Here is a 21,168-nt window from a genome sequence, read left to right on the forward strand (position 1 = left end):
AGCTGTTTTATTAAAAAGTTATAGTGGTGTGACTTCAAAGTAACCAACATCACAGCCATCTTCGGCAGCGCATTGTGTCTGCTCTGCCTGGGTTTTCACCGGGTAGCCCAAGGTGGCCGCGATTTGATCCATCGCCCCGGCAAACCAACCGGTAAACATATAATCCACTTTGCGATTCACCTTGCCGTATTGATAGACAAAGGCCGAGTTTTCTAATCGTACCTTGGCAGTGCCCTGTTCAAGATCGAGTTGTTCGGTGATGAAAAATCCCCAACCGCGTTGTGATAAACGCTTCATGTAGTGCTCAAACAAGGCTTCACCACCAATACCGTGCTCTTCGCCTTCTTTTTCACACCAGTAAAAAGCAGATTTATAACCGGCTTTGTATAACACCTCGGCGTATTTTTCGGCGCCTAGCTCTTCTTCAATGCCCATATGATTGTTGACAAAAAAGTGACGTGGTACATACAACATTGGCAATGCATCTGTGGTCCAAACGCCAGTCTCATTGTCGACCTCAATCGGCATATCCGGACTGTGGCTCGCGGTATTTAAATTGCTCATTGTCTATTCTCCCCAGACGTCTTTTAGAACGCGAACCCAGTTCTCGCCCATGATTTTTTTGATTTTAGATTCAGACCAGCCATGTTGTAACATCGCGGCAGTCAGGTTAGGAAATTCACCTAAGGTACGAATGCCCTCAGGGTTTATGATCTTGCCAAAGTCGGTTAACCGACGGGCATAGCCTTTGTCGTGCGTTAACATATCGAAGAATTGTTGATCATGGCCTTGAGTGAAATCGGTACCAATACCAACGCAGTCTTCGCCGGCAATATCAACCACATAATCAATCGCTTCAATATAGTCATGGACCGTAGAGTTGATGCCATTTTTCAAGAACGGGGCAAACATGGTCACGCCGATAAAACCACCGTGCTCGGCGATAAAACGTAATTCTTCATCCGATTTGTTGCGTGGATGTTCTTTTAACCCATAAGGCAAGCAGTGGGAATAACACACCGGCTTAGTGGAGGCTAAAATCACTTCTTCTGAGGTTTGTGGGCCAACATGCGACAAATCACACATGATGCCAACCCGATTCATTTCAGCAACGATTTCACGACCAAAGCCCGACAAGCCACCGTCACGTTCATAACAGCCGGTGCCTATCAGGTTTTGCGTGTTGTAAGCCATTTGCACAACGCCAACACCCAATTTTTTGAATATTTCGACGTAACCAATTTGATCTTCAAAGGCATTGGCATTTTGAAAGCCTAGAATGATGCCGGTTTTGCCCTGCTGTTTCGCTTTGGCGATGTCGCTAGTGGTATGCACTGGCATGATTAAATCACTGTTATCACGGAAGAATTGATTAAATTCGGTGATATTGTCGATGGTATCTTTAAACCCTTCCCACACCGAGACAGTACAGTTGGCGGCAGTTAGACCACCTTTTGCCATGTCTTCGAATAAATCGCGGTTCCATTTTGCGATGACTAAACCATCGAAAATTATTGAGCTTTGATGTAACGCTAAAGCTTTTGCTGTGTTCATTAAACTGACCTCATCAATGCTGTGAGATCGATGTTGATCAATCACAGGCAAATTTAAACTAAAGTCAGTCTAACAAAGGCAAATAGCATGGTATGGGAGAATGCGACACCGACCATACTAAAAACGGCGTAAATGTCGTTAATTGAATTGTGAAGCTGAGCTCGGGAAAAACAGCAATTGCTCAATACTCCCATTTTTCAGATTTTCGGTGTTAGCAGAATTTACGCCATGATTTACACGATGTAATGAATGCCGTGATCACACGGATGTGAATGAACGGTCCGTGGCAATTCTAAGTGTATTCATCCGTGAATCAAAACCTCAGAATTTGATATGCTCGCGGTACAATATTAATGTTTTACGCCAGGCAAATTTATCCGCGGGGATCATTAATGGCGGACGCGGCTCAAATACATTACTAGATTGCTCGCCTTGTTCATTTTCAACATAATAGTCAATAACGTACTGTTTATCCATGCCATAGGTTTGATGCATAAAGTCGAGCTCTTCGTCCCCTAAACAAATGCCATAGTAGCGATGGATCGCTTGTGCCAGTTGTCCCGAAGCCTTGACCATATCTTTTTGCACTTCTTTTGCTACCGACTCGCCCCAGCCAACTTTGGTGGTGGTGCTCAAACCGGGTTCAAAGCTGCCTAAATCGACGGCGTTAGAAGTATAGATGGCACGTTGCACCTCAGGTAAACTGATAAAGACACAAGGGTCCAGGGCCAATGCCAAGTCTATTGCCAATTGTTTCGCCGCCCGAACCTGTTGATTACTTACCAACCAATTGCTCTGTTGGCTGCGATTTTTTATCGCCTTTGACAGTATGCTATTGCTGTTAAAGTGATGAGCGATTTTTTTAACCACGGTGATTTTATCCGCATCACTTAACTGTATTTGCCGTTCAACAATGTGCAGGCCGCGCTTACCGGTGACCGATACTTTGGTGTTGGCATCCGCGTATTTTCGATTCACTCGCTGCCAGCTATTAATGTCTTGTAAGAAATCAGCATGCTCACGGAGAGCCATGGCACTACTTTGGTAGGCTTGCTGATATAACTCCAGTGCCTTAATCAATACACTATGATTGAGTTTTAACGCTCGCATATCGACGACTTCACGCTTTTCTACACTCTCGATATCGGAGCAAATGTGTTGGCAAAGTTGATCTAGGGTGTCGAGGCAAATTTGCAATAAATCACGGCTTGGCAAGCGCTCTGCTACGGTCGAATAATCGAGTAAATTACTGTCACTTAAAAAGTTAGCCAAGGCCAACAGCTGGCTATAACCACGTGCTCTGGCGATGCGATATTTGGAGCGCTCTTTTTCCAGTTTTTCGGTGGCGATGGCCATTTGCGATGAGCCAACACAGTTAACCACCAACATAGGTATGCGTCGTCCGGATAAGAGTTCAAAAGCCAAGGTTAATACTTCTTCAACATCGCTCAAGCCCATGATGTCTTCGTTATCTTCTTCAATTGCCGAAAATATACGTTCAATGAAAAATGGCTCTCGTTCTACACCGCTACGCAGAGTATTTTTTTTACCATGTAAGCGTTGTTCTAACAATCGGGCCAGGCGCGGACGGTCTGGCTCTAAACTCGCCAGTGCGGCCGAGATGTCAGTGCTAAGTTCTTGGTTAATATCGTGAATACGACTGTACATGCCCGCACGCCAATAAATTTCAATATCGGCTACGGCACGAGAAATCACCGGTGAATCAATAATACTATTTACCGCCAGGGACAGCCATTGCGGACCAAGATCAGACTTTTGTAACAATATTCGCGCCGATTCATAGCGTCGAGATTCGGGTTCCATACGAGAAAGAGTGAGATCTCTGACGGAGAAAATAAAATCAGGTAAGCCACCGATAACTAACAACAACTGCTCTTTGGCATCTGCTAGCACTTGCCCTTTGGTCGCCTTGTAGATGAACTTGACCAAGACGGCAATCACGCCCATTAATACGGTGTAACCGACAAAGAAGATCAGGTTTTCATTGGGTAACCAGCTACCAAACCCCAGGTAATAACCACCTTGAGCCGCTAAAAAGGTCACCGGGCCCGCGGTCCAACCTACTTCGGCAAGACTCCATAATGATGATTTACCCACTCCAGACTGCGCCATGCGATCGATACGACGCTGGCCACTCTGCTGAATTTGGAGATGGTCTTTTGCGGAATTTTCAGAATTTAAAAAAGATAATAATTTCATATTGCCAAGTATGCATATAGTCAGGTATGAGAATACCGTTTCACTTCAATAATAAACGGTATCCTGCTGTGCCTTATTTGGCAACTAATACTAATACTAATACTAATACTTTTGTCCTTAGTCCTTAGTCCTTAGTCCTTAGTCCTTAGTCCTTAGTCCTTAGTCCTTAGTCTTTGCATTATTGATTAAACGGCAGCTGGCAATGCAACTTTTATCGCCTTAATGATGATTAACCGTAACCGAGCCTAAACTCGATTCTTTACTGGCAGCGGATTGCAGCTTTGTTGCGATAACGTTGCGCTCATCGCGCGGCGGGATGTTAAACGAATTACGATAGCATTTACTAAAATGTGGCGTAGAGACAAAGCCACAGGCGATGGCGATTTCAATGATAGACATATTGGTTTGCTTTAACAGCTGCCGAGCTCTGGTTAAGCGTAACTGTAAATAATAACGATGCGGCGAGCAGTCGAGGTATTTTTGAAACAGTCGCTCTAACTGACGACGTGATAAATCAACATATTTCGCCAATTCATCGAGGCATAACACTTCTTCAATGTTTGCTTCCATTAACGCCACTACATCTTGCAATTTTGACTGCGTGGCGCCGACAATATGCTGTAATGGTATGCGTTGCTGGTCATTTTCATCACGAATATGCTCATGGGTAAACATGTCTGAAATCGCCGTCGACAACTCTTTACCATATTCTTTGCAGATCACGTGCAACATCATGTCTATCGGTGCCGTGCCGCCTGAACTAGTCATCCGTTCGCGATCAAGGGTAAACAATTGATTTGAGCTTTGCAAAAAAGGAAACTCTTCCTGCCAGCTCGCCAATAACTCCCAATGAATGGTACATTGATAGCCGTCTAACAAACCAGCTTTGGCTAGCAAATAACTGCCGGTGCAAATGCCGCCTAAAACGATATTACAGCGTGATAAATGGGTTAACCAGCTGAGGGTTTTCCGGGTGACTGTGCCTTTAATATCGACACCGCCACAAACCAATACAGTATCGAAATTAACATGATTATTGATGCAGGAATCAACCTCAACCTTTAGCCCGTCACTGGCAGTGACTGAGCGACCATCTTCACTAAGAATAGTCCAACGATATAGGGTTTTGCCGGACAATTGATTGGCCATGCGCATTGGTTCGATTGCTGATGACAGGGCTAACATGGTAAAATTTGGCTGTAATAAAAAACCAACGTGCGAACATTTTATCGGTGACTGACTGCTATTCGATTGTGCTAATGGCATGTAGCTGTTCCTCTTGTTTATTGCTGTTCAGGTTAAAAATCGGTTAATGATTTACCCCTAATAACTTTGTTTATTTTTTGTTATATTTTTATCTTTGTTATTTTTCTGTTTTAATCTAACTGACAACACCTCATTATCGCTCAAAAATTGATCTGGATCAAAAAAAACAAAAATCAATCTAGAGCAAGACATGATCTAGATCAACAAAACGACCGAAATCAAAAAGTGGTATAACAATAGATATACGGTACTTTAAAACCATTCGAATTACGACACTCGCCATACCCAAAAGCGACATTTGTTAACAAGCCTGTAACTTTTCATTAAGGTTTCATTTAATTTTTCAATTATGCGTGCAGCGAACAAATGTCTTAATTAGCTATGAAGATGTCTTAATCGGCACGATCCAGGGTCAGCAGTTATTTGATAATGCTTTAAATGTGACAATGCCCAGAGGATTATTATGGCTGCCACCAACGAGCAAGGCCTGCTACAGATTGCAACTATTATTGAGCAACACCAATCATTGCCCGGAGCAATGTTACCTATACTACATGCCATCCAGGATGACTTATCTTTTATTCCGTCCAATGCACTACCGTTAATCGCCAAGGCATTAAATGTGTCTAAGGCGGAAGTGCATGGGGTGATCAGCTTTTATCATCATTTTCGCAGCGAAAAACCCGGCACTCATGTTATCGAAGTCTGTCGTGGCGAATCATGCCAGGCCATGGGCTCAAGAGCGTTAGAGCAAAATATCAAACAACGTTTGGCCATCGATTATCATCAGACCAGCAAAGACAGGCAATATACCCTAGAACCGGTTTATTGTTTGGGCAATTGTGCGTGTTCTCCGGCGATGCGCATTGGTGATGATATTCATGGCGAATTAGACCAACAAAAATTTGAGCAAATTCTCGAGTCGTTAAATACTTATTCGTTGGAGTTAAAATGAATCACTCACCTTCAGCTGACAGCTCAATGCCATTAGCCGCACGAAAAATTTACGTTTCTTTAGATACTACCGCCCGCTCTAAAGGTAGCGACAATATAGCAACACAGGTTGACAAAATACTGAGCTCGCAACCTGATTTAGCGGCAACATTAGTCAGGAATGGCTCTCGCGGCATGTTTTGGTTAGAGCCTTTATTAGAAATTAACACCGCCAAGGGACGTGTCGCTTATGGTCCGGTGACGCCTAAAGATGTGAGCGACATCATTAACCAGCAGTGTTTTGATGATGTCGTTGAGCATCCATTATGTCTGGGTTTCACCGAAGAGTTGCCATGGTTTAAATCTCAACAACGATTAACGTTTGCCCGAGTCGGCATTATCGACCCCATCGATGTTGATGATTACATTAGTCATGGCGGCTTTGTCGGTTTAACCAACGCCCTGGCAAAAACCCCGCAACAGTTAGTCGATGAAGTAAAAGACTCAGGTCTTAGAGGACGTGGCGGTGCCGCATTTCCCACCGGAATTAAATGGCAAACGGTATTGGATGAGCCAGAGCAGCAAAAATATATCGTCTGTAACGCCGACGAAGGCGATTCAGGTACCTTTGCCGATCGCATGCTAATGGAAGGCGATCCCCTGGTGTTAGTCGAAGGCATGATCATCGCCGGCCTTAGTGTCGGGGCAAATCAGGGCTATATCTATTTACGCAGTGAGTATCCGCAAGCCCAGCACATTTTAAACCAGGCGATAAAAAACGCGAAAGCGGCGGGTTATCTCGGCGAGAATATATGTGGCAGTGAACATAGCTTTCATTTAGAAGTGCGTTTGGGCGCTGGCGCTTACATTTGCGGTGAGGAAACTTCATTGCTGGAAAGCCTCGAAGGCAAGCGTGGTTTAGTTCGCGCCAAACCGCCATTGCCAGCCATCGAAGGTTTATTTGGTCAACCAACCGTGGTGAATAACGTCATATCACTAGCCTCTGTGCCTTATATTTTAAGCCATGGTGGTGCCAGTTATCGTGACTTTGGCATGGGTCGCTCTCGTGGCACCTTACCGATCCAATTGGCGGGAAACATCGCCCAGGGCGGTCTGGTTGAATTGGCTTTTGGTATCACCCTAAATGAATTACTGCAGCAATACGGCAATGGCTGCAAAAGCAAACGAGCGATGCGTAGCGTACAAGTGGGTGGGCCTTTGGGGGCTTATTTACCTGCAGAACAATGGCATACGGCGCTCGATTATGAAGAATTTGCCAGCATTGGTGCGGTACTGGGCCACGGTGGCATCGTCGCCTTTGACGATACCGTGGATATGGCAGCACAAGCTCGCTTTGCCATGGAGTTTTGTGAAGTCGAGTCTTGTGGTAAATGTACGCCATGTCGTATCGGCTCGGTTCGTGGTGTTGAGGTCATTGATAAGATCATCAGTACCGATAATGACGAACAGCAGCGACAAGACAGCGTAAACCTATTACACGATTTATGCGATACCATGGAATTTGGATCTTTGTGTGCTATGGGTGGCATGACCCCATTCCCGGTGCGCAGTGCGCTGAAATATTTCCCCGATGATTTTTTGCCGCAACCATCAACCGAAAAGGCTCAATAAGATGATAAATTATTACGACCCCAAAACCGAGTCAGCGGCGAGCCAAGGAGCCGATCTTAGTAAAGACTTAGGCACGCCAATATCGAAATCCAGCGTGCAAGTTAGCGTACAAATCGATGGCGTAAATATTGTCGTCCCCGAGGGTACGTCGGTATTACGAGCCGCCGCTATCGCCGATATAAATATTCCCAAACTGTGTGCCAGTGACAATTTAGAAGCCTTTGGCTCGTGTCGGTTGTGTGCGGTGGAAATTGAAGGCATGCGTGGCATGCCTGCCTCTTGTACCACGCCGGTCAGAGATGGCATGAAGGTGCAAACGCAAAATGCGAACATCGCAAAACTGCGCCGCAACATTATGGAACTGTACATTTCCGATCACCCGCTAGATTGCCTTACCTGTCCAGCCAATGGTGATTGTGAGCTTCAGGATATGTCGGGTGCCGTTGGTTTACGTGAAGTGCGTTATGGCTTTGATGGCAAAAATCACCTCGATGGCGCCACCGACTCATCGAACCCCTACTTTAGCTTTGACGATTCTAAATGCATTGTCTGTTCTCGCTGTGTCAGAGCGTGTGAAGAAGTGCAAGGTACCTTCGCCTTAACGGTGGATGGTAGAGGGTTTGACTCGCGTATCAGCGCCGGTCAAAACCAGGATTTTATCGACTCCGACTGTGTGTCATGTGGTGCTTGTGTGCAAGCTTGTCCAACCGCGACATTAACCGAAAAATCAGTGATCGATAATGGTCAGCCCGATCACAGCATAGTTACCACTTGCGCCTATTGTGGCGTCGGCTGCTCGTTCCGTGCTGATATGCAAGGCGATAAGGTGCTGAGAATGGTGCCGGATAAAAATGGCCTGGCGAATCAGGGACATTCCTGCGTTAAAGGCCGATTTGCTTTTGGCTACGCTACCCACCAGGACAGGATCACCAGCCCGATGATCCGCGATAATATTGAACAAGACTGGCGAGAAGTCAGTTGGCAAGAGGCATTGGAGTTTGCCGGCAAACGCTTAACCGACATTCAGGATGAGTATGGGCGCAATAGCATAGGTGCCATTACCTCGTCGCGCTGTACCAACGAAGAAACCTATTTGGTGCAAAAACTGGTACGGGCAGTGTTTCAAAATAACAATGTCGATACCTGCGCCCGGGTTTGTCATTCACCAACGGGTTATGGTCTAAAGGCCACCTTAAACGAGTCAGCCGGTACCCAAACTTTTGAGTCGGTGATGCAATCTGATGTGGTGCTTGTTATTGGCGCTAACCCAACCGATGCGCACCCGGTGTTTGGCTCATTGCTTAAGCGTCGTTTGCGCCAGGGGGCCAAATTAATTGTGGCCGACCCGCGCAGCATAGATCTTATCGACAGCCCACATTCCAAAGCACAACATCATCTTAAGCTGCGCCCAGGTACCAATGTTGCGTTAATCAACGCTCTGGCTCACGTCATTGTTGACGAAGGCCTGGAGGATGCTGACTTTATTAACCGTCGTTGTGATGATGCGAGTTTCCAGCAATGGCTTCAACATATAAAAGATCAACGCCATTCACCGGAAAACACCATGGCAATCACCGGAGTCGACGCTGGCGAATTACGTGCCGCCGCCAGACTTTATGCCACCGCGAACAACGGTGCCATTTATTATGGCTTAGGCGTTACCGAACACTCACAAGGCAGTTCATCGGTGATGGCGATTGCTAACTTAGCGATGGTTACCGGTAATATTGGCCGGGAAGGTGTCGGGGTGAATCCACTGCGCGGCCAAAATAACGTGCAAGGCTCTTGTGACATGGGTTCGTTTCCACACGAGCTGCCAGGCTACCGTCATGTTGGCGAAGCAAGCACGCGCAACTTATTCGAACAAGAATGGCAGGTTTCATTAGATAGTGAGCCCGGTTTGCGCATTCCCAATATGTTCGAGGCCGCAATACACGGCGACTTCAAGGGCTTGTATTGTCAAGGCGAAGACATTGCCCAGTCGGATCCTAACACCCAACATGTGCAAAAAGCGTTAAGTTCGATGCACTGCATAATTGTGCAAGATATCTTCCTTAATGAAACGGCAAAATACGCGCATGTATTTTTACCGGGCTCGTCATTTATGGAAAAAAATGGCACCTTTACCAATGCCGAGCGCCGCATTTCTCGGGTGCGTAAACTCATGCCGGCGCTGGCAGGCAAGGAAGACTGGCAAGTCACCGTCGATCTGGCCAAAGCACTCGGTTATGAGATGAATTATCAGCATCCAAGTGAGATCATGGATGAAATAGCGCGTTTAACGCCAACATTTAGTGGTGTAAGTTATCAAAAGTTAGAACAACTTGGCTCGATTCAATGGCCGTGTAATGACCAGGCACCATTAGGCACGCCAATCATGCACACCGAAAATTTTGTCGGTGAAAAAGGTAAATTTGCCATTACTGAATATGTGGCAACAGCGGAAAAGGCGAATAAACGTTTTCCGTTATTATTAACTACAGGTCGCATCTTAAGCCAATACAACGTCGGCGCGCAAACCAGACGTACCGACAACCAGGTTTGGCATGATCAAGACGTGTTGGAGATCCATCCTAATGACGCCGAAGACAGAGGCATCAATAATGGCGATTGGGTCGGTATTGCCAGTCGTGCCGGCACTACCGCATTACGCGCGCGCATTAGTCAACGCATGCAACCAGGGGTTGTTTATACTACCTTCCATCATCCGTTAAGCGGCGCCAATGTGGTCACCACTGAAAATTCTGATTGGGCAACTAACTGCCCTGAATATAAGGTAACCGCAGTGCAAGCAACCCGGGTCGATGAGCCGTCGCAATGGCAAGCAGAGTATGAGCAGTTCAGCCAGCGCCAGGCGCAATATTTAAAGAATAAAAACGGGGGGCAAATTGCTGAAACATAACATCATGGTAGCAGACACCGACGTCAATATGCCCACAGCGCAGCAACAGCAAGTGCTGCGCGTCTTGAATGACTCGCTAACATCAGCGATGGATAACATCGCTGAAGAAACTGCCGTTGCTTTGGTCTATAACGGCATTTCTCATGTGGTGATGATGAGTACGCCAAGCGATTTGTACGACTTGGCCATGGGCTTTAGTTTAACCGAAAAAATTGTCCGTGATGCCAGTGAAATACTGGACATTAGTGCCTCCGAGCAAGAATTAGGCATTGAATTAAATATCACAGTTACCAGCAGAGCGATATGGCGGTTAAAACAACAGCGGCGTAATATGACCGGTCGCACCGGTTGTGGCTTGTGCGGCGCAGAATCGTTGCAACAAGCGATGAATAATCAACCAACAGCATCAACTTCAAGCCAAAGCAATAAGCAGCAACCGCGAGAACTAAGCGAGGTTACCAATCAGGCAATACAAAAAGCGGTGGTCAGCTTACAAGCGCATCAACCACTGCAACAACTGACCGGTGCCGTTCATGGGGCGGCCTGGTGTGATGAGAGCGGTAACATTAAACTGATCCGCGAAGATATTGGTCGCCACAACGCATTAGACAAACTCATTGGCGCACTCAATACGTCAAAAGTTGACATCAATCATAGCAGTTTTGTGCTGATATCCAGTCGTGCCAGTTATGAAATGATCAGCAAAGCACAAGTTGCTGGTATCACCATGTTGGTGGCAGTTTCGGCGCCGACAGCGTTGGCGATAAACATAGCAAAAAATACTGGCATGACGCTAGTCGGTTTTGCCCGTAATGGTCGCCATACAATTTACAGTTAAGTAGAGAACCAAGAGAGCAGCATATGTCAGATGATCGTTTAAAATATGTGGTAGATATGGCCAATCAAATTGCGCTTAATTTATTGCATGGTAAAGAGCAACAACAATGCGTGACTGAGATCAGTCATCACATCAATCGCTTCTGGGCGCCAAGCATGCGTGCTCAACTTGCAGAGGCGGCAAACAATGACAACTACCAATTGGAAGGCATGGTTATTTTGGCACTGAGAGAAATCAAAATAACTGCTGAAAATTAAATCTAGATGGCGATGATAATCGCCATTTTTTTTGCGAGATTAAAGTCCCGCCAACCAGAAAACCATCCAATCACGACACCCATTTATCCAATCGCTACACCTTACAAATATTAGATAGCGCGTGGCTTTGCACGCTGTTATGTTGTCACGAATAAGTTATTTAAACTCAGCGAGATTCATTAACATGGCACACAGTATTTTCGATTTATTTAAAATTGGCGTCGGCCCATCGAGCTCCCATACCGTCGGACCTATGGTCGCCGGCAATCGTTTTGTGGCAACCTTAAAGCAGCAAGACTTGTTAACACACACCAGCAGAGTCCGCATCGATTTATACGGTTCTTTGGCGTTAACCGGTCGAGGTCACGGCACCGATACCGCTTGCATCTTAGGCTTAATGGCAGAAACACCGAGCGAGGTCGACCCTGACAATATCCAGCCTTATATTGAACGGGTAAAAGAGAGTAACGAGCTCATTCTTGCCGGCGAGCGCTGCATCAACTTTGACATCAGCGATGACTTACGTTTCAACTTTACCAAGTTCTTAGAGCAACATGCCAATGGCATGCAAATTTGTGCTTATGATAAAAACAACAATGCCCTGCTCAGCCGCCGTTACTTCTCTATCGGTGGCGGTTTTGTGATGGAGGAGTCTGAGCTTGCTCAGCAACAGAGTGAACAAATTTGTCTACCCTACGCTTATGACTCGGCGCGTGAATTACTCACTTTGTGTCAACAGGAAAACAAGTCTATTGCTGAAATCATGTTAGCCAACGAAACACAATTAGGCGCGCCAGACATCAATAACAGCATATTAAACATATGGCGGGTCATGGATGCCTGCATCAAACGCGGCATTAAAACGCCCGGTGTGTTACCTGGCAGTTTAAAACTAAAACGCCGTGCTCATCAAATGCACCAAAAGTTAATCGACCAAAGCAACAAGGATAAATTCGACACACTGGATTGGCTAAACCTGTTTGCCATGGCCACCAACGAAGAGAATGCTGCCGGCGGACGCGTGGTTACCGCACCAACCAATGGTGCTGCTGGGGTTATTCCTGCCGTTCTTGCCTGGTATTTAAAGTTCCACAGTAAAAGTGATGAAGAAGCAATTATCGAGTTTTTAGCCACCGCCGCGGCCATTGGCTTGTTATATCATCGCAATGCCTCTATTTCGGCCGCGGAAGTGGGTTGCCAGGGTGAGATTGGTGTCGCCTGTTCAATGGCAGCAGCGGGTCTGGCAGCCGTAATGGGAGGCACGCCATTGCAAGTAGAAAACGCAGCAGAGATTGGCATGGAACATAATCTGGGGTTAACCTGCGACCCCATCGATGGCTTAGTGCAGGTACCGTGTATTGAACGTAACACTATGGGCGCGGTAAAGGCCATCAATGCCAGTAAACTGGCGCTGCAAGATGATGGTATCCATCATGTGCACTTAGATGATGTTATCGCCACCATGCACCAAACCGGCTTAGATATGATGAGTAAATATAAGGAAACCTCTTTAGGTGGCTTAGCCATTAATGTGGTGGCCTGTTAAAAGAGAACCATCTAGAAGATAACTATCAAAGCATAATGAAAGCAGGTTAGCGTTAGCGCTGACCTGCTTTTTTTATCCAAAAAATTAACTACGTCCAGGGCAGTTACGCGAGGCAGGGACCTCATCAGAAAGTAGCGTGCTTGAGTTCGATACCTGGTTGGCGGGAATTCATTCTCGCGTTATTGTGAGAGCCACTTTCGGTTACCTGCGGTAATTACCCGAGGTTGCCCCCCGCCCCCCCCTCAAAAGGCTTCCTGCCTGCCGGGTTTAAGTACTTCCTTGTACAAAAAAGCCAGAGCATTTTATTGCTCTGGCTTTTTCAATTTTAAATACAACCAATCTGAAATCGTAACTAGGTACTGCTTAGTTTAGATTGGCGATGTACCAAAGGGACCACGCCCTCCTGTTTGAGCGATCTCATCAAGCCCCACATCATGATTATCATCACAAAGGAGAATGGTAATGCCGCGGTAATCGAAGCTGTTTGCAGAGCCTTGAGTCCGCCTACCATTAATAAGATGGCGGCGACAGCGCCTTCCCCCAATCCCCAAAACACACGATGGCTGGTTGGTGGATGTGAGTCACCCATTGACAAAATTGTTGTCACCACTAAGGTGCCTGAGTCTGATGAAGTAATGAAGTATGTGGCAATCAGCAACGTCGCTAAAAATGCTGCGATAGTGCCAATGAAGCCGGCATCAAGCTTGTCTAATGTCACATACAACGCTTGCGTAACATCGGCCTTAACGGCGTCAACGATGCCCGCTTGGCCAACAGCCGAAACCAGCTCACCCGCGTCGTTGGTAATTTGATGGAACAGCTCAAGATATATTGCGGTGCTACCGAACAGAGTTAACCAAACAAAACCTAACATCGTTGGTACCAGTAGTACGCCGACAATAAATTCACGAATGGTGCGACCCTTAGAAATACGCGCAATAAACATACCGACAAATGGTGCCCAGGCCATCCACCAGCCCCAGTAGAATGCGGTCCACCAGGATTGCCACTGGCTATTATCGTTCGCATCTGTCCAAGTACTTAGTGATAAAACATTACCTAAATAATCGCCAGTATTTTGCAATAAGCTGCCGAGTAAATAACGAGTAGGACCAAAGCAAAGTAAAAATACTAAAATACCAATCGTTAGCCACATATTGACTTCCGACAAGATTTTAACCCCTTTACCGACACCTGAGACTACCGATATTGTTGCAACAGCCGAAATAACGGCAATAAGCATAATTTGATTACCGAGGGAAACCTCCATACCAAACATGGTATTAAGGCCCGTATTCATTTGAGTAACGCCTAAGCCTAACGACGTTGCTACCCCAAATACAGTACCAAATACCGCAAGCACATCAACCGCATGCCCCATCGGTCCATACATTTTATCACCAATCAATGGGTAAAGTGCAGAGCGAATGGTTAACGGTAATTTCTTTCTGTAAGAAAAATAAGACAACGACAAACCGACAATGACATAAATTGCCCATGGGTGAAGTCCCCAATGGAAAAAGGTCAGTCGCATAGCAACTTGTGCCGCTTCCGCCGTTAGTCCCTCAGTGATAAATGGATTACTTTGAAAGTGGTAAATAGGTTCAGCAATCGACCAAAACACTAAACCTATGCCCATTCCTGCGCTAAACAGCATGGCAAACCACGAGAAGTTACTATATTCAGGTCGTGAATCATCATCGCCTAAACGTAAGTTACCGTAGCGACTAAACGCCAGCCAGATACAGAAAAATAAGAATATTGCGACAATGCCAATGTAATACCATTTCAGATAAGCCAAGATCCAACCCGATATCGCTGTAAATACCGCCGCCGATTGTTCGGTGAAAAATACACCGGCCAATACGAACAACGTAATGATTGCCATTGATACAAGGGTTGATACTGGATTCATGCCTTTTAACAGGCCATGATTCGCCACCATGATAAACCACCTTTTGTAGTTGTTATAAGTAAAAGTAAAGATGTCTATAAACTGTTAATTTAGGTATCAGTTTATAATCATCTGGGTGAAGGGTGTAAAATTCACATCCTCTATTGAAAGTGAGTTACTCGATTAATACGAGAGTGCCACTCAAAATAAATTTGTGTTGCCAAGTTCACGGCAGAAACACCAACTGATTCCATTAAGTCAGAGTTGATCTAAATCAAACTATCCAAATACGAGACGCAGGTAACATGTACCGACTTATGCCCAGGCTAATAACTTTATACGCAATTCAGAACTCTGACAGACGTTTAAAAAAATCAGTGGCAGGCTTGCAATAGACTTGTAATAAAAGGCATTTTTCGTCAAAAGGCATACGGCCTGCCGCGTATATTATAGCAATAATAGTTAATTATTTCCTGCTCAGCGAGGATAGCTAGGCAATTAGCTATGCGAGGTTAAAGCCACGCCAACCAGTAAAAAAAATCCAGTGATATCAATCACTGGATTTGAGGGCGACAGATCTTTAAATATGTGAGGTTAAAACCCCGCCAACCGGTAAAGGTAGGATACCAAGTTGATTAACGCTTTACGATGACTCTTTAATGTTTTTCTGCATCGTATCGCTGAACCAATCGATGAAATTTACTACGCCATACTCATAAGTGGTCGAATAAGGACCTGGCTGGTAGGCCTTCGAATTAATGCCTTTCTGATTGTTCTCGGCTAACGTTCGGTCTTGCACATTGGTTGCATCCCAAACTCGGCGTAAGTGTTCTACGTCATAGTCAACGCCTTCCACCGCGTCTTTATGGACTAACCACTTAGTGGTTACTTGCGTTTTTTGTGGTCCTAATGGCAACACCTGAAAAGCAATTAAATGATCCGCCATCGCATGATTCCATGAGTTTGGCAGATGCAAAATTCGCATTGAACCCAGATCAGGGTTTTGAATACGACCCATTAATTTTTTACAACCCGCTTTACCATCAATGGTCATCGACACGGTGCCCTCGAGTAACGGCATCCGCACAATGCGATTACGCAGGCCATGACCATGAGAAACATGTTTATATGGAATGCCTTCGGCTTCCCACATCGCTTGTTTGGCCGCAACTTGCGCCTTAAATTCATCACTGGCGCGTGGATCTTCGGTGTCGTCCCACTCCAGTAAGGTATTGAGTAATTCCGGATGGCTGCCGTTACAATGGTAACACTCACGGTTATTTTCAATCACTAACTTCCAGTTAGCATCTTCAATTAAGGTACTTTCGACTGCGACCTTACAATTATCTAAGTCATAAGGTTCCAAATAATGAGTCAAGTCTTCAAAGAAGCCGTCGATATTGGTGGGGTTATCACTTAAAGAGATAAAAATATAACCACCGGCTACACGACAATTGACTTTGTGCAGACCATAATCATTCTTATCAAAATCATCGCCCATTTCCGTACCGGCAAACAGTAAATCGCCGTCTAATTCGTAAGTCCACTGATGGTAAGGACATACTAACTTAGGCACCTTGCCTTGCTTAACCAGACAAATTTTAGAACCGCGGTGACGACAGGTATTATGAAAAGCGCGTACTTCGCCATTTTGATCTCTAATCACGGTGATCGGGTTATCGCCAATATCCAGGGTGATAAAATTACCATTGTCCGGGATTTCGCCGGTGATACCAACAAACAGCCATTCTTTATAAAAAATTTGTTCCATTTCCACTTGAAAAACATCGGCGTCAGTATAAAACTGCTGTGGTAAAGAAAACGTTATGGGGTGTTTTTCTAGCGTTTCAGCAACGGCCTGGGTCGATTCGTTTGCTGGCGTAACCAGTAAATTTTGCTGTTCATGGGAACAAGTCATGAGTAATTCCTTAATGCTTTAAAGGCGACAATATTAGATGTCGATGTTTATTGAGATAATGAACAACTTCAACCAACGAGATGTTCGTATTCTTTCTTGGTTAAGATAGTGAGTGTCACCGCGCCAATCGATTTGCCTAAAAACGACCAAAAAACTCATTAATACCGACCAAAAATTGCAATTCCCCGCGGATATTGATCTAGATCAACATTATAGCCTCAAGGGTAAGGTCAGAAGATGGCAAAAACGACTATATCGATGTCGTTTTTAGTTAAGCGGCAAATAAGCACTCGGCGCTATGGTATGTACCATAAAGATAATACTCGGGCCCTTCTTATGACAAATACCTTTCAGCAAGCCGTAAACACTCAAGCATGGACCAACGGACGTCACGACGTCCAATGCGTCAAGGTGATTGACGAAACTATTGATGTACGTACTTATTGTTTTGCCAGCACTAAGCCAGTAATGCACTTTTTCAAACCTGGTCAATTCGTCACGCTCGAATTGGAAATTGATGGCATACAGGTATTGCGTAGTTACACCATATCGTCATCTCCTTCGGTTCCTTACAGTTTCTCAATCACGGTAAAGCGAGCGCCTGGCGGACAAGTTTCAAACTGGCTGCACGACAACCTTAAACAAGGTGACCAAATTGCGGTACATGGCCCGGTAGGCATATTTAACTGCATCGATATCACCGGCGATAAGGTGTTATTGCTTTCCGGCGGCGTCGGCATTACGCCAGTAATGTCGATGGCCCGTTGGTGGTTTGATACCAACGGTGAAGTCGACATGATCTTTGCCCACAGCGCCCGTACCCCGAGCGACATCATTTATCGTCGCGAACTCGAGTACATGGACTCAAGAATAACTAACTTCAACCTCAATTTAATCTGTGAAAAATACGACATCGGTGAAAGTTGGAGTGGTTATACCGGTTTCTTCGATGAACATAAGCTGAGAATAATCGCACCAGATTTCATGGACCGCACCGTTTATTGTTGTGGGCCAACGCCTTATATGACGGCAGTTAAAAAAATGCTGGAACGCCTCGGCTTTGACATGAATAACTACCATGAAGAAAGTTTTGGCGCGCCGCCAGAAGAAGCAAAACTCGACGCCGAACAGCAAGCGGAAGACGCCGCCGGTGTCACGGTTGATGACGATACTTTGCTATCGGTTGAATTTAGCAAAACCGGAAAGTCGGTCAAGATCATACCGGGTGACACGGTTCATTCCGCCGCCTCGAAAGTTGGCCTGCACATACCTAAAGCCTGTGGTATGGGCATATGCGGCACTTGCAAAGTGAAAAAGACCGAGGGCGAAGTGGTGATGACACATAACGGCGGCATCACCGACGAAGATGTTGCCGAAGGTTACATTTTAAGTTGTTGCAGCGTTCCCCAGGGTGACGTCGCGGTGGAATATTAATATTACCAATAGTCAAAACAAACAATTGAAGATGCGATTTTTTAGCGCAATTACGACGATAATTATTATGTCGTAAATAGATCTAAGCAAGACGTTAGCGGAATGGTTACCCCCTATATAGCAAGCTAGTATCGAATCTAATCTTAATACCAAAACTACGGCTTGTTTTAGCCGCGGAGAAAGTGAAATGTTTTATAAAAATGATCAAATAGCAGGCTTCGACGACAATATCTGGCAAGCAATTCAGGCGGAAGATAAGCGTCAACAAGATCACGTTGAACTAATTGCCTCAGAAAACTATACCAGTACTCGCGTCATGGAAGCTCAAGGCACTCAGCTTACCAACAAATATGCCGAAGGCTATCCGGCGAAGCGTTATTACGGCGGCTGTGAACACGTCGATGTGATTGAACAATTGGCGATTGACCGTGCCAAAGAATTATTCGGTGCCGATTATGCCAATGTGCAACCTCACTCTGGTTCGCAAGCCAATGCCGCGGTATTTATGGCATTACTTAAGCCAGGTGAAACTGTCCTTGGCATGAGCCTAGCTCACGGTGGTCATTTGACTCATGGCTCGAAAGTAAGCTTCTCCGGTAAAATTTACAACTCAGTACAGTACGGTTTAAATGAAGCAACCGGTGAAATTGACTACGACGAAGTGGCACGTCTGGCCAAAGAGCATCAACCGAAGATGATCATTGCCGGCTTCTCAGCTTATTCACGAGTGGTTGACTGGCAGCGTTTTCGTGACATTGCCGACAGCGTTGGCGCCTGGTTCTTTGTCGATATGGCCCACGTAGCCGGTTTGGTAGCAGCAGGTCTCTACCCGAACCCGGTGCCAATTGCCGATGTGGTGACTACCACTACCCACAAAACATTGCGCGGCCCTCGTGGCGGTCTAATTTTGGCAAAAGAGAATGAAGAACTGGCGAAAAAACTAAACTCGGCGGTATTCCCCGCCGGCCAGGGTGGACCGTTGATGCACGTTATCGCCGCCAAAGCCATTTCGTTTAAGGAAGCATTATCGGAAGGCTATGTCGAATATCAGCAACAAGTCATCGACAATGCTCGCGAGATGGCAAAAGTATTTCAGCAACGCGGTTATAATGTGGTCTCTGGTGGTACCGACAATCATTTGTTCTTACTCGATTTAATCGATAAAGGTATTACCGGTAAAGACGCCGATGCTGCGCTTGGCCGTGCCAACATCACGGTGAATAAGAATTCAGTACCAAACGACCCACAATCGCCGTTTGTCACTAGTGGCTTGCGCATTGGTACACCGGCAATCACCAGTCGTGGCTTTGGCATTAATGAGGCTGCAGAACTCACCGGCTGGATTTGTGATGTACTAGACGACATTGACAATGAACAAACGATTACGGATGTACGTAATAAAGTGTTGGGCTTATGTGACAAAAACCCTGTGTATCGTTAAATGATACCCCGGTGACCTAAATGTATTTAGGTCACTTTTTCACGTCCAACAATGCAATTTAGAAAAGGGTAAGACCATGCAACAATATTCAGGATTTGGCTTGTTAAAACACTCGTTAAGCTACCACGAGAACTGGCAACGGGTTTGGAGTAATCCGACCCCAAAAAAACATTACGATGTGGTTATCATCGGTGGTGGTGGACATGGTCTGGCAACCGCCTATTACTTAGCCAAAGAACATGGCATCACCAACATTGCGGTGATTGAGAAAGGCTATCTGGGTGGCGGTAATACCGCCCGTAATACTACCATAGTGCGGTCTAACTATTTGTGGGACGAAGCGTCGCACTTATATGAACACTCATTAAAACTGTGGGAAGGCCTGGCACAAGAATTAAACTACAATTTGATGTTTAGTCAACGTGGGGTATTGAACCTTGGTCATACCCTGCAAGACATGCGCGACATCGAACGTCGGGTTAATGCCAACCGTTTGAACGGCATCGATGGTGAAGTACTGACCACCGCGCAAGTGCAAGAAATGGTGCCTATTTTAGATTGCTCGAAAGGTGCGCGTTACCCGGTAATGGGCGCTTCATGGCAAGCTCGTGCGGGTACGGCTCGACATGACGCCGTCGCCTGGGGTTATGCTCGTGCCGCCGATGCATTAGGTGTAGATTTATTGCAACAAACCGAAGTCACCGGCATTCGTCGTAAAGATGGTGCGGTAGAAGGCGTTGAAACTACTCGTGGCTTTATTTCCGCCGGTAAGGTTGCTTGTGTTGCCGCCGGTAACTCGAGTGTGATTGCCAAAATGGTTGGCATGGAATTACCGCTTGAATCACATCCGCTACAGGCCATGGTGTCAGAGCCGTTGAAACCCATTCTCGATACCGTAGTGATGTCGAATCATGTACACGGTTATGTCAGTCAATCCGATAAGGGGGACCTGGTGATTGGTGCCGGTATTGATGGTTATGTCGGCTATGGTCAACGCGGTTCATTCAATGTGGTTGAGCATACCATAGCTGCGATCATCGAAATGTTCCCTATCTTTAGTCGGGTTCGCCTCAATCGTGCCTGGGGCGGCATTGTTGATACCTGCCCTGACGCCTGTCCGATTATTTCGAAAACGCATATTAAGGGCCTGTATTTTAACTGCGGTTGGGGTACTGGTGGCTTCAAGGCGACGCCTGGCGCTGGCCATGTGTTTGCCCATACGATTGCTCACGATGATCCACATCCGTTAGCGAAACCATTTAGCATCGATCGCTTTACATCGGGCGAATTAATTGACGAGCACGGCGCTGCCGGCGTTGCCCACTAGGAAGAA

15 protein-coding genes are annotated in these 21,168 nt (G+C 45.9%); 9 read left to right on the top strand and 6 right to left on the bottom strand.

Annotated features, from left to right (window positions below):
- Positions 1-18 precede the first annotated feature (18 nt).
- From ND16A_RS15585 to ND16A_RS15570, 4 genes are all read right to left on the bottom strand, one after another.
- Positions 19-564, bottom strand: a complete 546-nt coding sequence (locus ND16A_RS15585; protein WP_033076308.1) for a 4-vinyl reductase — start codon at positions 562-564, stop codon at positions 19-21.
- A gap of 3 nt (positions 565-567) precedes the next feature.
- Entirely contained in the window at positions 568-1,554 is a 987-nt protein-coding gene (locus ND16A_RS15580; protein WP_033076309.1) for a dipeptidase, read from the bottom strand.
- A 321-nt stretch (positions 1,555-1,875) separates the two neighbouring features.
- Complete coding sequence (locus tag ND16A_RS15575; protein ID WP_033076310.1) at positions 1,876-3,774, bottom strand: hypothetical protein; 1,899 nt, start codon at positions 3,772-3,774, stop codon at positions 1,876-1,878.
- A 219-nt stretch (positions 3,775-3,993) separates the two neighbouring features.
- Complete coding sequence (locus ND16A_RS15570) at positions 3,994-5,040, bottom strand: GlxA family transcriptional regulator (RefSeq protein WP_033076311.1); 1,047 nt, start codon at positions 5,038-5,040, stop codon at positions 3,994-3,996.
- Positions 5,041-5,503: 463 nt separating this feature from the next.
- On the opposite strand from ND16A_RS15570, the gene ND16A_RS15565 reads away from it, so the two are divergent.
- From ND16A_RS15565 to ND16A_RS15540, 6 genes are all read left to right on the top strand, one after another.
- Positions 5,504-5,995 carry a formate dehydrogenase subunit gamma gene (locus tag ND16A_RS15565; protein WP_033076312.1) on the top strand — a complete coding sequence of 164 codons (492 nt, stop codon included), beginning with the start codon at positions 5,504-5,506 and terminating at the stop codon, positions 5,993-5,995.
- Positions 5,992-7,605 carry a formate dehydrogenase beta subunit gene (locus ND16A_RS15560; RefSeq protein WP_200880801.1) on the top strand — a complete coding sequence of 538 codons (1,614 nt, stop codon included), beginning with the start codon at positions 5,992-5,994 and terminating at the stop codon, positions 7,603-7,605. Before ND16A_RS15565 ends, ND16A_RS15560 begins: the two co-directional genes overlap by 4 nt.
- 1 nt (position 7,606) lies before the next feature.
- On the top strand, positions 7,607-10,507 hold the full coding sequence (fdhF, locus tag ND16A_RS15555) for a formate dehydrogenase subunit alpha (protein ID WP_033076313.1): 2,901 nt from the start codon (positions 7,607-7,609) through the stop codon (positions 10,505-10,507).
- A complete protein-coding gene (gene fdhD, locus ND16A_RS15550) occupies positions 10,494-11,345 on the top strand; it encodes a formate dehydrogenase accessory sulfurtransferase FdhD (protein ID WP_033076314.1) in 852 nt (283 codons plus the stop codon). Before fdhF ends, fdhD begins: the two co-directional genes overlap by 14 nt.
- Positions 11,346-11,368: 23 nt before the next feature.
- The gene (locus ND16A_RS15545; RefSeq protein ID WP_033076315.1) at positions 11,369-11,602 is read left to right on the top strand and encodes a formate dehydrogenase subunit delta; all 234 of its coding nucleotides are present in this window, start codon (positions 11,369-11,371) and stop codon (positions 11,600-11,602) included.
- 184 nt (positions 11,603-11,786) lie between these two features.
- On the top strand, positions 11,787-13,148 hold the full coding sequence (locus ND16A_RS15540; RefSeq protein WP_033076316.1) for an L-serine ammonia-lyase: 1,362 nt from the start codon (positions 11,787-11,789) through the stop codon (positions 13,146-13,148).
- A 352-nt stretch (positions 13,149-13,500) separates the two neighbouring features.
- Here ND16A_RS15540 and ND16A_RS15535 read toward each other — a convergent pair whose 3' ends face one another.
- Positions 13,501-15,093: a BCCT family transporter gene (locus ND16A_RS15535; RefSeq protein WP_033076317.1), complete on the bottom strand. Its 1,593-nt coding sequence runs from the start codon at positions 15,091-15,093 to the stop codon at positions 13,501-13,503.
- A gap of 592 nt (positions 15,094-15,685) precedes the next feature.
- On the bottom strand, positions 15,686-16,960 hold the full coding sequence (locus tag ND16A_RS15530; protein ID WP_052072852.1) for an aromatic ring-hydroxylating oxygenase subunit alpha: 1,275 nt from the start codon (positions 16,958-16,960) through the stop codon (positions 15,686-15,688).
- 336 nt (positions 16,961-17,296) lie between these two features.
- Between ND16A_RS15530 and ND16A_RS15525 the strand changes: the two genes are divergently transcribed.
- From ND16A_RS15525 to ND16A_RS15515, 3 genes are all read left to right on the top strand, one after another.
- A complete protein-coding gene (locus ND16A_RS15525; protein WP_033076393.1) occupies positions 17,297-18,394 on the top strand; it encodes a hybrid-cluster NAD(P)-dependent oxidoreductase in 1,098 nt (365 codons plus the stop codon).
- Positions 18,395-18,581: 187 nt separating this feature from the next.
- Positions 18,582-19,835, top strand: coding sequence for a serine hydroxymethyltransferase (glyA, locus tag ND16A_RS15520; protein ID WP_033076318.1), 1,254 nt, complete (start codon positions 18,582-18,584; stop codon positions 19,833-19,835).
- Positions 19,836-19,911: 76 nt separating this feature from the next.
- Positions 19,912-21,162 (top strand): sarcosine oxidase subunit beta family protein, encoded by a 1,251-nt coding sequence (locus tag ND16A_RS15515; RefSeq protein ID WP_033076319.1) that lies wholly within the window; start codon positions 19,912-19,914, stop codon positions 21,160-21,162.
- The last annotated feature ends 6 nt before the right edge of the window (positions 21,163-21,168 follow it).

This window comes from Thalassotalea sp. ND16A (assembly GCF_000764205.1).
Taxonomy (GTDB): Bacteria; Pseudomonadota; Gammaproteobacteria; order Enterobacterales; family Alteromonadaceae; genus Thalassotalea_A.

Excerpts from the sequence above, each read along its gene's own strand:
- ND16A_RS15585 (WP_033076308.1), bottom strand. The coding sequence starts at position 564 with ATGAGCAATTTAAATACCGCGAGCCACAGTCCGGATATGCCGATTGAG.
- ND16A_RS15580 (WP_033076309.1), bottom strand. The coding sequence starts at position 1,554 with ATGAACACAGCAAAAGCTTTAGCGTTACATCAAAGCTCAATAATTTTC.
- ND16A_RS15575 (WP_033076310.1), bottom strand. The coding sequence starts at position 3,774 with ATGAAATTATTATCTTTTTTAAATTCTGAAAATTCCGCAAAAGACCAT.
- ND16A_RS15570 (WP_033076311.1), bottom strand. The coding sequence starts at position 5,040 with ATGCCATTAGCACAATCGAATAGCAGTCAGTCACCGATAAAATGTTCG.
- ND16A_RS15565 (WP_033076312.1), top strand. The coding sequence starts at position 5,504 with ATGGCTGCCACCAACGAGCAAGGCCTGCTACAGATTGCAACTATTATT.
- ND16A_RS15560 (WP_200880801.1), top strand. The coding sequence starts at position 5,992 with ATGAATCACTCACCTTCAGCTGACAGCTCAATGCCATTAGCCGCACGA.
- fdhF (WP_033076313.1), top strand. The coding sequence starts at position 7,607 with ATGATAAATTATTACGACCCCAAAACCGAGTCAGCGGCGAGCCAAGGA.
- ND16A_RS15545 (WP_033076315.1), top strand. The coding sequence starts at position 11,369 with ATGTCAGATGATCGTTTAAAATATGTGGTAGATATGGCCAATCAAATT.
- ND16A_RS15540 (WP_033076316.1), top strand. The coding sequence starts at position 11,787 with ATGGCACACAGTATTTTCGATTTATTTAAAATTGGCGTCGGCCCATCG.
- ND16A_RS15535 (WP_033076317.1), bottom strand. The coding sequence starts at position 15,093 with ATGGTGGCGAATCATGGCCTGTTAAAAGGCATGAATCCAGTATCAACC.
- ND16A_RS15530 (WP_052072852.1), bottom strand. The coding sequence starts at position 16,960 with ATGACTTGTTCCCATGAACAGCAAAATTTACTGGTTACGCCAGCAAAC.
- ND16A_RS15525 (WP_033076393.1), top strand. The coding sequence starts at position 17,297 with ATGACAAATACCTTTCAGCAAGCCGTAAACACTCAAGCATGGACCAAC.
- glyA (WP_033076318.1), top strand. The coding sequence starts at position 18,582 with ATGTTTTATAAAAATGATCAAATAGCAGGCTTCGACGACAATATCTGG.
- ND16A_RS15515 (WP_033076319.1), top strand. The coding sequence starts at position 19,912 with ATGCAACAATATTCAGGATTTGGCTTGTTAAAACACTCGTTAAGCTAC.